15 protein-coding genes are annotated in these 12,122 nt (G+C 69.4%); 7 read left to right on the plus strand and 8 right to left on the minus strand.

Annotation, left to right across the window (positions count from 1 at the left end; translation table 11 throughout):
• Window positions 1-139 precede the first annotated feature (139 nt).
• The 3 genes from pip to JOL79_RS08685 form a co-directional block, all read right to left on the minus strand.
• Window positions 140-1,096, minus strand: coding sequence for a prolyl aminopeptidase (gene pip / locus JOL79_RS08675; protein ID WP_210155152.1), 957 nt, complete (start codon window positions 1,094-1,096; stop codon window positions 140-142).
• A gap of 620 nt (window positions 1,097-1,716) precedes the next feature.
• Window positions 1,717-2,751 (minus strand): diacylglycerol/lipid kinase family protein, encoded by a 1,035-nt coding sequence (locus tag JOL79_RS08680; protein ID WP_210155153.1) that lies wholly within the window; start codon window positions 2,749-2,751, stop codon window positions 1,717-1,719.
• 106 nt (window positions 2,752-2,857) lie between these two features.
• Window positions 2,858-3,829, minus strand: coding sequence for an SDR family NAD(P)-dependent oxidoreductase (locus JOL79_RS08685; RefSeq protein ID WP_210155154.1), 972 nt, complete (start codon window positions 3,827-3,829; stop codon window positions 2,858-2,860).
• Between the two features lie 63 nt (window positions 3,830-3,892).
• Here JOL79_RS08685 and JOL79_RS08690 point away from each other — a divergent pair, with 63 nt between their 5' ends.
• The gene (locus JOL79_RS08690; RefSeq protein WP_210155155.1) at window positions 3,893-4,465 is read left to right on the plus strand and encodes a TetR/AcrR family transcriptional regulator; all 573 of its coding nucleotides are present in this window, start codon (window positions 3,893-3,895) and stop codon (window positions 4,463-4,465) included.
• A 57-nt stretch (window positions 4,466-4,522) separates the two neighbouring features.
• On the opposite strand, the gene JOL79_RS08695 is transcribed toward JOL79_RS08690, so the two are convergent.
• Window positions 4,523-5,122, minus strand: a complete 600-nt coding sequence (locus JOL79_RS08695; protein ID WP_210155156.1) for a class I SAM-dependent methyltransferase — start codon at window positions 5,120-5,122, stop codon at window positions 4,523-4,525.
• Window positions 5,123-5,250: 128 nt separating this feature from the next.
• On the opposite strand from JOL79_RS08695, the gene JOL79_RS08700 reads away from it, so the two are divergent.
• Together JOL79_RS08700 and JOL79_RS08705 are read left to right on the plus strand one after the other, a co-directional pair.
• Window positions 5,251-5,673, plus strand: coding sequence for a hypothetical protein (locus JOL79_RS08700; RefSeq protein ID WP_210155157.1), 423 nt, complete (start codon window positions 5,251-5,253; stop codon window positions 5,671-5,673).
• A gap of 191 nt (window positions 5,674-5,864) precedes the next feature.
• Window positions 5,865-6,587: an ATP-binding protein gene (locus JOL79_RS08705; protein ID WP_210155158.1), complete on the plus strand. Its 723-nt coding sequence runs from the start codon at window positions 5,865-5,867 to the stop codon at window positions 6,585-6,587.
• Between the two features lie 46 nt (window positions 6,588-6,633).
• Here JOL79_RS08705 and JOL79_RS08710 read toward each other — a convergent pair whose 3' ends face one another.
• Entirely contained in the window at window positions 6,634-7,086 is a 453-nt protein-coding gene (locus tag JOL79_RS08710) for a universal stress protein (protein WP_210155159.1), read from the minus strand.
• Window positions 7,087-7,169: 83 nt separating this feature from the next.
• Complete coding sequence (locus tag JOL79_RS08715; protein ID WP_210155160.1) at window positions 7,170-7,832, minus strand: class I SAM-dependent methyltransferase; 663 nt, start codon at window positions 7,830-7,832, stop codon at window positions 7,170-7,172.
• Window positions 7,833-7,945: 113 nt separating this feature from the next.
• Between JOL79_RS08715 and JOL79_RS08720 the strand changes: the two genes are divergently transcribed.
• From JOL79_RS08720 to JOL79_RS08735, 4 genes are all read left to right on the plus strand, one after another.
• The gene (locus tag JOL79_RS08720) at window positions 7,946-8,578 is read left to right on the plus strand and encodes a helix-turn-helix domain-containing protein (protein ID WP_210155161.1); all 633 of its coding nucleotides are present in this window, start codon (window positions 7,946-7,948) and stop codon (window positions 8,576-8,578) included.
• A gap of 63 nt (window positions 8,579-8,641) precedes the next feature.
• A complete protein-coding gene (locus JOL79_RS08725; protein WP_210155162.1) occupies window positions 8,642-9,577 on the plus strand; it encodes an ABC transporter ATP-binding protein in 936 nt (311 codons plus the stop codon).
• A 55-nt stretch (window positions 9,578-9,632) separates the two neighbouring features.
• The gene (locus JOL79_RS08730; protein ID WP_307848416.1) at window positions 9,633-10,433 is read left to right on the plus strand and encodes an ABC transporter permease; all 801 of its coding nucleotides are present in this window, start codon (window positions 9,633-9,635) and stop codon (window positions 10,431-10,433) included.
• A complete protein-coding gene (locus JOL79_RS08735) occupies window positions 10,433-11,233 on the plus strand; it encodes an ABC transporter permease (protein WP_210155163.1) in 801 nt (266 codons plus the stop codon). The genes JOL79_RS08730 and JOL79_RS08735 overlap by 1 nt, the downstream gene beginning before the upstream one ends.
• Before the next feature lie 47 nt (window positions 11,234-11,280).
• Here the strand turns inward: JOL79_RS08735 and JOL79_RS08740 are convergent, their stop codons facing one another.
• Both JOL79_RS08740 and JOL79_RS08745 read right to left on the minus strand, forming a co-directional pair.
• Window positions 11,281-11,640: a cupin domain-containing protein gene (locus tag JOL79_RS08740; protein WP_210155164.1), complete on the minus strand. Its 360-nt coding sequence runs from the start codon at window positions 11,638-11,640 to the stop codon at window positions 11,281-11,283.
• On the minus strand, window positions 11,640-12,122 hold a 483-nt coding region (locus tag JOL79_RS08745), incomplete at its 5' end, for a hypothetical protein (protein WP_230984423.1). The genes JOL79_RS08740 and JOL79_RS08745, both read right to left, overlap by 1 nt.

Genomic DNA, 12,122 nt, shown 5'->3' on the forward strand with positions numbered 1-12,122 from the left:
ATGGGGTCGGTGACCAAATCCATCCATCCAATTCCCAAGCCACAACAATCAGCAGGCCCCAGCACAGCGACTCACGCATGAGCCGGGGAGTGGCCCCGCCCCATGCGTGTCCGGTAACCCCTGCGGCGCCAATCGAAGGTCAGACCGGGGGACCGGCGAAGCCGTCCAGGGCGGCGCGGATCTCCTTCCGCATGGTGTCGCTGCCGGTGTGGCCCGAGTCGTCGACCACGACGAGACGGGCGTCGGGCCATGCCTGGGCGAGTTGCCACGCGTTCTCCAGCGGCCCGCCCAGGTCGAACCGGCCGTGGATCAGCACGCCGGGGATGCCGGCCAGCTTGTACGCGTCGCGCAGGAGGGCACCCTCTTCCAGCCACGCGCCGTTCGAAAAGTAGTGGGCGCAGATCCGCACGAGAGCCTGCAGGGCGGCGGATGGCCGGTCGCTGTAGGCGTTCGGCGCGCCGTTGACCTCCAGGGAGATCACCGTGTCCTCCCACGCCGTCCAGTCGTACGTCGCCCGGGCTCTGACAGCGGGATCGGGGTCGGCCATGAGGCGCGCGTAGGCAGCCGGCAGATCGCCGTCGCGCTGGTCTTCCGGAACCCCCATACGGAAGCGCTGCCATTGCTCGGGGAAGAAGCGCCCGACACCGCGGTAGAGCCAGTCGATCTCGGAGCGGCGGGTCATGGTGACGCCGGTGATGACCATTTCCGACACCCTCTCGGGGTGCGCTTCGGCGTAGGCGAGCATGAGGGTGGAGCCCCATGATCCGCCGTAGAGCAGCCAGCGGTCGACGCCGAGGTGTTCGCGCAGTCGCTCCATGTCGGCGACCAGATGGTGTGTGGTGTTGGTCGCCAGGTCGACCTCGGGGTCGCTCGCGTGGGGGAGACTCCGCCCGCAGTTGCGCTGGTCGAACAGGATGATGCGGTAGCGCTCCGGGTCGAAGCCGCGGCGCTGGCCTGGCGTACAGCCCGAGCCGGGCCCGCCGTGGACGACGAGCGCGGGCTTGCCCGCCGGGTTACCGCAGACCTCCCAGTAGACGAGGTGGCCGTCGCCGACGTCCAGATGCCCGTGGTCGTAGGGCTCGATGGGGGGATACATGGCTCGAAAATACCGCCGCCGCGCGGCGAAATGCCCGCTTAGTCCTATACCAGACAGAAGGCGAATTCTGTCTGGTATATCGGATTGCTCCGCTCGTTCGGCCGGATGGACGGCATCTCTGAGCGGCTGGCCTTCGGATTGGGCCGGTCTTCCGATCGGGTCGCTTCAAGATCGATTCATTGACGGAGCCGGGTCGATTGCCGCCGGGTCCCGAGTTGAACGCGACCGGGCCGCTGCGGCCCGGGTCGGAATCCTGGCGCGCTGTGCCGGAAGGCGACCGGAACCCGCGGACAACGGCGGGCGCCGGCGGAATTCTCGGGTGGAAAACCGCCCACGGCGGCGAGCTTCCAGGCGCCAGGGCTGACTCCACTCGGCCTTTTCGCAATGCTCGATAATGAACATTATGTCAAGTAAAGCGCGGACGGCCAGCGGGGCCGCCGCGATCGGGTCGAGCCCTTCCGGCAGCGGGGTCACGAAGTCGGCCTTGAGATGGCGTATTCGGCGTAGCCGCGCCGTCCATGCCGATGCCTGTGATGCGCTTTCGCCGGCAGAGGATCTGCTCGCCGCGTACGCAGTATTCGCAGCTGTTGGTGAGCGTAGTCTGGGAAGAGCGGGCCTGGTCAGGAGGTCTGGGCCGTCCGCGCCGGTGGTGCGTCCGCGTTGTCGGTGGGCGGGTGGGGCCGGCACACGGTGATGCCGTGCGGGACGACTTTGACGGTCACCTTTTTAGCGGGTTTGCGGGCTCCTCCGTCCAGTTCGTACGTCCGGGGGGTGGCGAGCTTGATGGTGATCTTCCGGGCGCGGGTGATCCGGACGAACGGTGACCTGTCGGCGGCGCCGGTGCTCATGCGGCTGATGGTGCGTGCCCACTGGATGGGGCCGTCCGCGGTGGAGAGGCCGACTTCGAGGCGGCCGTCGTCGTAGCGGGCGTTCCGGAACACGTCGATGCCGCCGGTGACTGTGCCGATGTTGCCGATGAGTACGCAGCTGGCGTCGCCTTCGAACCAGTGGGTGCCGTCGAGGGTGATTTTCATCGGGGAGGCGGTGCTGCTGATGTGGCGCAGGCCGGTCCAGAAGTAGGAGAGGCGGCCGAGCCGGTCTTTGAGGCCGCGGTCGGCGTCGGCGATCATTTCGGCGTCGAAGCCGACTCCGGCCATGACGGCGAAGTGCTCTCCGTTGATCTTGCCGAGGTCGATGCGGGCGCGGCGGCCCTCGAACGCGATGCGGACGGCCTCGGTGACGTTTTCGGGGATGGACAGGTTGCGGGCGAGCAGGTTGGCGGTGCCCGCGGGGACGATGGCTATTGTGGCGTCGGTGCCGGCGAGGGCGTCGACGCAGCGTTGGACGGATCCGTCGCCGCCCCAGACGATGAACAGGTCGGCGCCCTTCTTGAGCCCGTCGCGGGCGGCTTTGGGGGCTTTCTTGCTTTTGGGGATTTCATACCAGAGCAGGTCGTCGATGTCGTAGCTGTTGATCGCTGTGCGGAGTTCGTCGAGGCCGCCACCGAGGGTCTTCTTGCGGTGGGCGATGACGGCGACGCGCGGAGGCTTGCGCTCGCCCGACTGGGCGGGGTGTGTGGAGGGATCCGAGTCGGCCACGGGATCGCCTGCGGGATTGGCCGCGGGGCGGGTCGGGGTGTCAGCCGGTTTCGCCATGCGGCCACGACTACCCCGGCGCGTGCGCTTCAGACCTTGGGCGGGTGGTACGCGCCGGGGTCGGCCCTCTCCCCCGCGCTTCTTCGTCTGCTGTGGTGTCGGGAGGTCAGACGCTGAGCAGGTCGCTCGAGACCTTCCAGAGGCGCTTGGCGGCGGTGGGGTCGAGCGCCCATTCCTTGACACCGTGCGGGTGCTGCGCGAGGTTGGCGTCGTCCGGCACGGTGTATGCCTCTTGTGAATCGTCGAGGTAGTGGCCTCCGGAGTGGGCGAACTCGGGGGCGACGGCCGCGACGATGGTGGTGGCGGCTCCCTGCTCGACCGTTTTGTAGGTGAAGACTCCGGCGGCCTCGGCCGCGTCGAGCGACGCCTTCTGCTGCGCGGTGAAGTTGCGCTGCAGTCCCGTTCGGACGCCGCCGGGGTTCACCGTATTGGCGATGATGCCGTCGGACGCCCAAAGGCGGGTCGCCTCGGTGGCGAACAGAGAGTTCGCCGTCTTCGATTGGGCGTAGGCGATCTGGGGGTCGTAGCTGCGGCGCTCGAAGTGGAGGTCGTCGAAGTCGATGCCGGAGCGCATGTGCGCTGTCGAACTGACCGAGACGATCCGTGCTCCCTCGCGGTCGGTCGCTCCCAGGGCAAGGGCGTGGTGGAGGCCGGTGGCCAGGGCGAAGTGGCCGAGATGGTTGGTCGCGAATTGCAGTTCCCAGCCTTCCCGTGTCCGTTCGAGGCCACTGGTGACCACGCCCGCGTTGTTGATGAGCAGGTGAAGCGGGCCGTTCCACGTGTCGGCGAATCGGGTGACGGTGGTCCTGTCGGCGAGGTCGAGCCGGGCGACGCGGGGCCGGATCCCTCCGGTTGACTTCGCGATCGTCTCGGCGACGGCGTCACCGGCGGTCGTGTTCCGGACGGCGAGCGTCACCTCTGCTCCGGCGGAGGTCAGCACACGAGCCGTCTCGGTCCCGATTCCGGAGGAGGCTCCGGTCACGATCGCGCGGACGCCGGTGAGGTCGACGCCCCGGAGGACCTCGGCCGCGGTGCTTGAGGAGGTGAAGGGCGTGGAGATGAGTCTGCGAGTGGACATGGCCGTGACTATACAGAGTAAGCATGATTTGTATAGTTTGCCGCGCGCTCGTATGCTCGTGTCATGAGCAGCCCCGACGTTGGTCATCCGTCGTCGACAGCCGCCGATTCTGGCCGCCGGACCATGGTTCTGGACTCCGCCATGGTCACGTTCGCGCGATTCGGTTACCGGAAGACCTCGATGGAGGAGGTGGCGCGGGCGGCGCGCATCTCCCGGCCCGGGCTCTATTTCCTCTTCTCCTCGAAGGAGGCCCTGTTCCGTGCCGCGGTTGCCCAGGCCTTGGATCGCGACATCGCAGCGGTCGAAGACGTCCTCGCCGACACCGGCCGGCCCCTTCTGAAGCGTCTGGTCGATGCGTTCGATCAGTGGGCGGGCCGCTACATCGGCCCGCTGGCGAGCGATGTCGCGGTGGTCATCGAGGACAATCCCGGCCTTCTCGGTGAGATCATCGAGGCTCCGCGGCGGCGTTTCGAGGAACTGATCACAGACGCGATCGCCATCAGGTCGGGCCGCGAGGCGGCTCCCCCTGTCGCACGGACGATGATCAGCGCGTCGATCGGCCTCAAGCATCAGGTCGCATCACGCGAGGACTACCTCGAACGGCTGGAGGTGGCGGTCGATCTCCTTCTGCGCTGAGGACGCCTTTTTCTGGTGGCGACATCGTTCCAGGCGGCGATATCGGTGCGGGTCGGCTCAGTTTCGCGGTTTGCGCCAGGTGATGCTGTACCGCCACAGGAGGTGGCGGCGGTATTGGGAGCCGGGCAGGATCTCGGCGGCAAGCGCGCGCATCTCCGGGTAGGTCACCGGTGGCGGCCAGACGATGGGCGACGGGTGCTGCCAGTGGCCTTTCGTCACGCGGTGGAAGGTGCTGGCGGTGACGGCGGCGAGTTCGCGTGGCAGGTCGTTGGGCAGGGTGCTGCGGGCGAGGCCGATGACGGCCAGGACGCCGCCGGGGCGCAGCAGGTCCCGCATGCGGGTCAGTCCGGCGGTGGCGTCCATGTGGTGCAGGGTGGCGACTGACGCGATGACGTCGAACGAGGCGGGGTCGAAGGGGTGCGTCAGGAAGTCGCCGACGATGTAGTCGACGTCGCCGGCGTGCGCGCGGGCCTGGTCGATGCTGGGTGTGTGGAGGTCGATGCCGGTGACGTTGGGGACGGTACGCCGGAGTTCGCGGGTGAGTGTGCCTTCGCCGCAGCCGACGTCGAGGGCGTGCCGGGCGTCGTCGGGGACCGAGCGGAGGATGCGGGGGTGGTAGTGGATGTTGCCGTTCCACCGCCTGCTGGTTGCCGTCATCCGATCATCGTGCCAAGTGGGGGCCGCGTGGGCGTGGTGAACGGTGTGGGCGGGTTGTCTTCCGTGTTCGCGGAGAGCGTGCGTCAGGGTGGCTTGACGTCAAGCCAGCTTGACGTGATGCTTCGGGTATGACTTCTCCTGATGCGCTGGACCGCGAGTTCACCCTTCTGGGCGCGGTGGCGCGCTACGACGAGTTGCGTACGCGGGAGGCGCTGGCCTCCCCGGTCGGCGAGGACGACGTTCCCGCTGGGGGGCCTGCGCCGCTGACGTGCGAGGAGGCCCTTGAGCTGCTCGCACTCGGCGAGCTCATCGCGCGTAAGGCGGGCTACGGGCGGCAGCTCACCGTGCGTTCCGCCCGTAGGGCCGGCGCGTCCTGGTCGCGGATCGGGGCGGCTCTGGGCACCACGAAGCAGGCGGCCTGGGAGGCGCATCAGCGCTGGATCGACGACCAGGCCGGGCAGCGGGGCGCTGGTCACTGGGGCTGGGACGGTGAGGAGGTGGCGGCCGCGCGGCGGCTTGCCGGCGGGGTCGAGGACGACCACGCGGGGTGAACGCGGCCGGCCGGGAATGTCCGGCCGGTGTCTCCGGAGAGGTGACGGGGAGAAGAATCTTTGCTGAATGCTGTCAACCACTCCCTTTTGCGATGATTCATGCCAGATGATCGGTGGTATGGGTGTTCCCGGATCGGCCGCGAGGGCCGCGTGTGGCCGGGACGGTGAGCAGTCGCGAGAATGAGAGGACGATGAGTTCGCCCTTCCGCTCACGTGGCGAGTGCAGGGCGGCGCACCGGCTGTTCGGTTCCGCGGCGACCGCGCCCCGGCGGGCGAGGGCGTTCGTGCGGTCCGAGCTCGCGCGCTGGGATCTGTCGCGGGTGGCGGATACGGCCGAGTTACTGGTGTCGGAGCTGGTGACCAACGCGGTCAACGCCACGGAGACGGCGCCGAATCCGCCGATCGCCTCGTCGATCTTCCCGGTGGCGTTGCGGACGGTCGGGCTGCGGCTCGGGGTGTCGCCGGGGCCGCGGAGTCTGCTCATCGAGGTATGGGACGGCAGCGAACGCATGCCTGTCGTGGCGGAGCGGGGGGAGCTGGCCGAGGGGGGCCGGGGCCTGGCTCTGGTGGAGGGGCTGGCCTCACGGTGGGGGCATTACACGGCCCCGGACCGCGGCAAGATCGTCTGGTGTGAGCTGCCCATCCCCCGGCCGTCCGCCGGGGCGCCATGCCCCGCTGCCGGGGACTCGGTCGCCGCGGTCGTGGAGTCACCGCAGTCGCCGGGCCCCGTCGCGGCGGAGCCGGCCGAGGCCCTCGTCGCGTCCGGGCATCTCGTATCGGCGGATCTCATGCCTGGGGAGGTGGCCGAGGCGCTCCCCCACCGGGTACGCGATCATCCCCGGGCAGCTCCCGCCACGGGCGGGCCCGACACGGCGACGTTGCTGCGTGTTCTGGAGGGTCTGCGTAGATTGTGAGCGCGGACGGGTTCTCGGTGACTACGCAGGTATGACGCAGGGCCGCTCAGGGCACGACGGTGACGGGCCAGCGGCCGGCCTTGACGAGGCGGACGGCGACCGAGCCGATGAAGCGGTGGCCCGCCTGGGCGGAGGCGCCGACGATGACGGCGTCGGCGCGGACCTCGTCGGCGACGCGCATGAGGGCGGCGGCGGGGTCTCCGCGCTCGGCCCGGAAGGTGTAGGGCACGTTGGCGGCGGTGGTGCGCGCGAACTCCTCGGCCCGGGTCCGCAGTTCCTCGGTGAACTCCTCCCCCGCCTGGATGGCCGAGGCGGTGGCGACGGGCACCATCGTGGCCACGCTGCCGAGACCGCCGATCACGTGGACGAGGACGACCTTCGACCCCTGGCGGCGGGCGAGGCCCCAGCCGTAGGCCGCGGCGCGCAGTGACGTGTCGGAACCGTCGATCCCGACGACGATCACCTGCGGGCCGTCGGTCCCGATCTCGAACGCGGTCATGAGGTGAGCCTACGACCGGTCGCGCCTCCCCCGGTACGGCAGGTGAGCGGTGGTTGCGGGCCGGTGTGGCGGGGTTCCGCGGACTACCGGCGTCGGGTGGCGCGTACGACGACGTCGTGGCGGGTGGCCCCGTGGCCTTCGTGGCCGGGGAACGTGCGGACGTGCTCTTCCGCGGTGACGATCTGCCACTGTGTGGTGTCCATGCGCGTGGTGATGGCGGCCGAGGTGACGGTCGCTTCGGCGGGAGGGTGGTGCCCATGCCCATGCCCATGCCCGTGGCCGGTGGCGCTCGGGGTGTGCAGGTGCCCGACGATGAGGAGGGTGCCGCCGGGGGCCACCCATTCGGCGATGCGGTCGTAGAACTCCAGTTGGGGCATCGCGGGGTGGGCGTAGTTGGTCATGACCAGGTCGAACCGTTCTTGCGGGCTCCAGGTGCTCAGGTCCGTCTCCAGCCATCGCACCCGTTCGGGTGCTCGGCTCGTCGCCGCGCGCCGGGCGGCGAGGGCGAGGGCCTCGGCTGAGATGTCGGCGGCGGTGACGTGCCAGCCGTGGGAGGCGAGCCAGATGGCCTCGGCGCCGCCGCCGCATCCCGCGTCCAGTGCCGTGCCCGGGGTCAGGGCGCTGGTCTCGCGCGCGAGGTAGGGGTTCGGCGGGTCGCCATCCGTGGTCGCGGGGGCCGCGGGGCTTGCGGCCGGCCGTTGCCGCCAGTGCCGGTCCCAGTATGCCTTGTCGAAGTCGTGCGTCATGGGTGATCCGTTCGGTGGTGGTGATCTGTCCGGCGGTCGGCCGGCGGGATCCTCATGGTGAGGGCCGATGAGGCGGATCGGCAAAGTTTGTTGCCGAACGGCAAGATAGGAGGGTGGACGGAGCCATCGATCGCACTCTTGACGCTGTCGGGCCGAGGTTGAAGCGCCTTCGGCTGCGACGGGACGTCACGCTCGCCGGTCTCGCGGAGGAGACCGGTATTTCCGCCAGTACGCTGTCCCGGCTGGAGGCCGGGTTGCGCCGGCCGACGCTTGAGCAGTTGCTTCCGCTCGCCCGGGTCTACGGGGTCACACTGGACGAGCTCGTCGACGCGCCGCCGACGGGCGATCCCCGGGTCAATCTGCGTCCCATCCCCTGTGGCGACGGTTCGGTGGTCCTGCCGCTGACCCGCCGGCCCGGGGGGATCCAGGCCTACAAGTTCGTCCTCCCGGCGGGGGGCGACGACGTCCGGCCCGACCTGCGCACCCATGAGGGTTACGACTGGGTCTACGTCCTCAACGGGACGCTGCGTCTCGTGCTCGGGGAGCGCGATCTCGTGCTCAGGCCCGGGGAGGCCGCGGAGTTCGACACGCGTACCCCGCACTGGTTCGGGGCGACCGGCGCGGGCCCGGTCGAGTTTCTGAGCCTCATCGGGCGGCAGGGTGAACGGGCGCATCTCAGGGCGGCGCCGGGGCAGGGCCCTGAGGTCGGTCGATGGGATCCGCCGGATTCGGATGGCGTCCTGTGATGGGTGGCGGGCCCTGATAAATCGTTTGCAAAATTGTCGGGGGCGTTCGTTAAGGTCTCGAATGTGGCAGAGCACCCGTTGATATTCGCTCGCGGCCTGGTCAAGCGTTTCGGGGACTTCACTGCGGTCGGTGGGATCGATCTCGACGTGGCGCCGGGCGAGGCTTTCGGTTTCCTGGGTCCCAACGGGGCCGGCAAGTCGTCGACGATGCGCATGATCGGATGTGTGTCCACCCCGACGGCGGGTGAGTTGCGCATCCTGGGGATGGATCCGGTGCGGGACGGTGCCCAGATCAGGGCGCGGCTCGGCGTGTGCCCGCAGCTGGACAATCTGGATCCCGATCTGACCGTGCGGGAGAACCTGACGACTTACGCGCGGTATTTCGGGCTGTCGCGTGCGGAGAGCCGCAGGCGGGCCGATGAGCTGCTGGAGTTCGTGCAATTGGCCGACCGCGCCGGGGGCAAGGTCGAGCCGTTGTCGGGCGGGATGAAGCGGCGGCTGACCATCGCGCGAGCCATGGTCAACGACCCCGACATCGTGCTGCTGGACGAGCCGACCACCGGGCTCGATCCGCAGGCGCGGCATCTGCTGTGGGAGCGGTTGTTCCGGCTCAAGCAGCGGGGCGTGACGCTGGTGCTGACCACGCACTACATGGACGAGGCGGAGCAGTTGTGCGACCGGCTGGTCGTGATGGACGGCGGGAGGATCGTGGCGCAGGGGTCGCCGCGGGCGTTGATCGAAAGCTATTCGACGCCCGAGGTGCTGGAGCTGCGTTTCTCCGACGGGCTCGATTCGGGTGCGGGTTACGCGGCCAAGCTGGACGGGGTCGGTGAGCGGGTCGATCCGCTGCCCGACCGGGTGCTGGTCTATGTGAACAACGGGGACGTGGCGTTGTCGGAGGTGCACCGGCGGGGGCTGACGCCGTCCAGCGCGCTGGTGCGGCGTTCCACGCTGGAGGACGTCTTCCTCCATCTGACCGGCCGGACGTTGGTGGACTGACGTGGCGGCGGAGATCGCCCGGGGTGCCGGGAGCGCAGGGGATGCCGGAGGTGCGGTGCCGGGCACGGCCGACAACAGGGGCGCGGCCGTGCGCGGCACCGTACATCCGACGGTGGCGGTGCTGGAGCGGCACCTCAGCCTGTATCGGCGGCTGTGGCACGCGTCGGTGCTGTCGTCGTTCGTGTTGCCCGTGCTGTTCCTGCTCAGCATCGGGGTCGGGGTGGGCGCGTACGTCGGGTCCGTCCAGGGGGTCGGTTACCTGTCGTGGATCGTGCCGGGGGTGCTGGCCTCGACGGCGTTCCAGATCGCGCTCGGCGAGTCGACGTACTCGGTGCTGGGTGACTTCAAGTGGGTGCGGTCCTATCACGGCATGCGGGCCACGCCGGTGCGTCCCGTCGACATGGTGCTGGGCCATCAGCTCTACCTGATTTTCCGGGTGGAGGCGGCGGTGGCGGCGTTCCTGGTGGTCGTGCTGTTCTTCGGGGGGCTGCAATCGCCGTGGGCGCTGGCGACGCCGCTGGTGTGCGCGCTGCTGACGGTGGCGACGTCGGCGCCGGTGGTGGCGTTCTCCGCGAGCATCGACCACGACAGCTATTTCGCGCTGCTGTTCCGGTTCGTGTTGATTCCTTCGACGTTGTTCGCGGGTGTGTTCTTCCCCGTGGAGCAGTTGCCGGGGTTGGTGCGTCCGCTGGCGTATGTCTCTCCGTTGTGGCACGGGGTCGAGCTGTGCCGGGCGGCGACGCTCGGGCGGTCTCCCGCGTGGCCGCTGGTGGTGCATCTCGGCTATCTGGTGGCGTGGGCGGCCGCCGGTCTGGTGCTCGCGGTGCGGGCGTTCCATCGGAGGCTGGAAGACTGATGATGACGACATTCGTGGCCGCCCGGGTCTCCCCCGGCCGGGTCGGCGCCGTGGTCGGCCGGAACGTGGGGGCGTTGCGTTCCGGCCCGGCGTACTGGCTGGTCCTGCTGTCGGGGTTCTTCGAGCCGTTGCTGTATCTGCTGTCGATCGGGCTGGGCGTGGGGGTTCTCGTGGGGAACCTGGCGGTGGGCGGGCGGACCATGGCCTACGCCACGTTCGTCGCTCCGGCGATGCTCGCGGTGTCGGCGATGTCGGGTGCTCTGTCGGAGACGACGTTCAACTTCTTCTTCAAGCTGAAGTACATGAAGACGTTCGAGGCGGTGCTGGCGACGCCGGTGCGGCCGATCGAGATCGCCTTCGGCGAGCTGATCTGGGCGGTGGTCCGGGGGTCGCTCTACACGGCGATCTTTTTGGTGATCATGGTGGTGCTGGGGCTGACGTCCGCCGGGTGGGCGCTGGTGGCGTTCCCGGCGACCGTGCTGATCGGCCTGGCGTTCGGTGCCGCCGGCATGGCGATCAGCACCATGATGCGCGGCTGGCAGGATTTCGATCTGCTGACCACGGGGCAGTTCGCCCTGTTTCTGTTCTCCGGCACGTTCTCGCCGGTGCGGGACTACCCCGTGGGGTTGGAGCTTCTGGTGCAGGTGACTCCGCTGTATCACGCGGTGGAGCTGGTGCGGGCCCTGTGTCTCGGCGTCGTCGAGTCCGCGCTGCTGGGTCATGTGGCGTATCTGGTCGTCATGGCGGTGGCGGGCCTGTGGTTCGCGGCCCGCCGGATGGAACGGAAGCTGTGCGTCTAGGGTCGTGCCGCCGGAGGCCGTTCGGAGGACACCTCCTGAGAACGCTGTCAGAGGGGGATGAACAGCGCGTCGAACGGCGGCTGCCCGACTCCGGCCGTGGTGTGTCCCGCCCCGGTGGTGTCGGCGGCGAGAACCAGGTCACCCGGGCCGAAACGGCGGCGGTGGCCGTCGCTGACCGTCACCTCGATCACGCCGCGGAGCATCACCACCCACTGCTCGCGCGGCGCCGGGTGCGCGGTGCTGTCGAACGCGTCGCTGCGGACGTACCGCACGCCGCCCGCTGACGGGAGCAGGCCCAGCGCCATGGGCGGCACCCCGTCGGCGACGTGCTGGTCGGTGAGGTCGATGTGGCCGTCCTCGAACGCTGACCCGCCGTCCGGGCTCACGGAGATTTTGGTGAAGCGCATCAGTTGCCCCCGATGAACTGGTGGTCGACGCGGATCCGGTCATCGGCGTCCAGGGTCAGGACGTCCAGGCCGCCGCCGACGGCCTCCCCCGTGCGGGTGGAGATCATGGACCAGCGGAGGCTGATCACGTGGGGCAGCAGGACGAGCGCATCCCCTGCGGCTTCGAAGACGTGCTCCCCCGGCGCGACGAACATCTCGTAGGCGCGGCTCACCCTCGCGTTCAGGGCGTCGTGGCCGCATACCCGCAGTTCCGGCATGGGGAAGGCGAGCGCGGCTGCGGAGTCGCGGATCGCCTCGGGCGGGTCGGCCAGCACCTGCGTCCCGTCGGGGGCCCACAGCTCGCGGATCATGGCGTCGCGCGTCGTGGGGTCCGGTTCGTTCCACTGGGCGACGTAACGGCCGGCAAAGCGCCGGACGTCGAATGTGGTGTTCATGTGCGGCAGTGTGCTGGGCGGACCGGCCGTGGGGGGGGGGGGGGGGGG

This window comes from Microbispora oryzae (assembly GCF_017896165.1).
Lineage (GTDB): Bacteria > Actinomycetota > Actinomycetes > Streptosporangiales > Streptosporangiaceae > Microbispora > Microbispora oryzae.

Excerpts from the sequence above, each read along its gene's own strand:
- JOL79_RS08705 (WP_210155158.1), top strand. The coding sequence starts at position 5,865 with ATGAGTTCGCCCTTCCGCTCACGTGGCGAGTGCAGGGCGGCGCACCGG.
- JOL79_RS08695 (WP_210155156.1), bottom strand. The coding sequence starts at position 5,122 with ATGACGGCAACCAGCAGGCGGTGGAACGGCAACATCCACTACCACCCC.
- JOL79_RS08690 (WP_210155155.1), top strand. The coding sequence starts at position 3,893 with ATGAGCAGCCCCGACGTTGGTCATCCGTCGTCGACAGCCGCCGATTCT.
- pip (WP_210155152.1), bottom strand. The coding sequence starts at position 1,096 with ATGTATCCCCCCATCGAGCCCTACGACCACGGGCATCTGGACGTCGGC.
- JOL79_RS08735 (WP_210155163.1), top strand. The coding sequence starts at position 10,433 with ATGATGACGACATTCGTGGCCGCCCGGGTCTCCCCCGGCCGGGTCGGC.
- JOL79_RS08710 (WP_210155159.1), bottom strand. The coding sequence starts at position 7,086 with ATGACCGCGTTCGAGATCGGGACCGACGGCCCGCAGGTGATCGTCGTC.
- JOL79_RS08740 (WP_210155164.1), bottom strand. The coding sequence starts at position 11,640 with ATGCGCTTCACCAAAATCTCCGTGAGCCCGGACGGCGGGTCAGCGTTC.
- JOL79_RS08715 (WP_210155160.1), bottom strand. The coding sequence starts at position 7,832 with ATGACGCACGACTTCGACAAGGCATACTGGGACCGGCACTGGCGGCAA.
- JOL79_RS08700 (WP_210155157.1), top strand. The coding sequence starts at position 5,251 with ATGACTTCTCCTGATGCGCTGGACCGCGAGTTCACCCTTCTGGGCGCG.
- JOL79_RS08685 (WP_210155154.1), bottom strand. The coding sequence starts at position 3,829 with ATGTCCACTCGCAGACTCATCTCCACGCCCTTCACCTCCTCAAGCACC.
- JOL79_RS08680 (WP_210155153.1), bottom strand. The coding sequence starts at position 2,751 with ATGGCGAAACCGGCTGACACCCCGACCCGCCCCGCGGCCAATCCCGCA.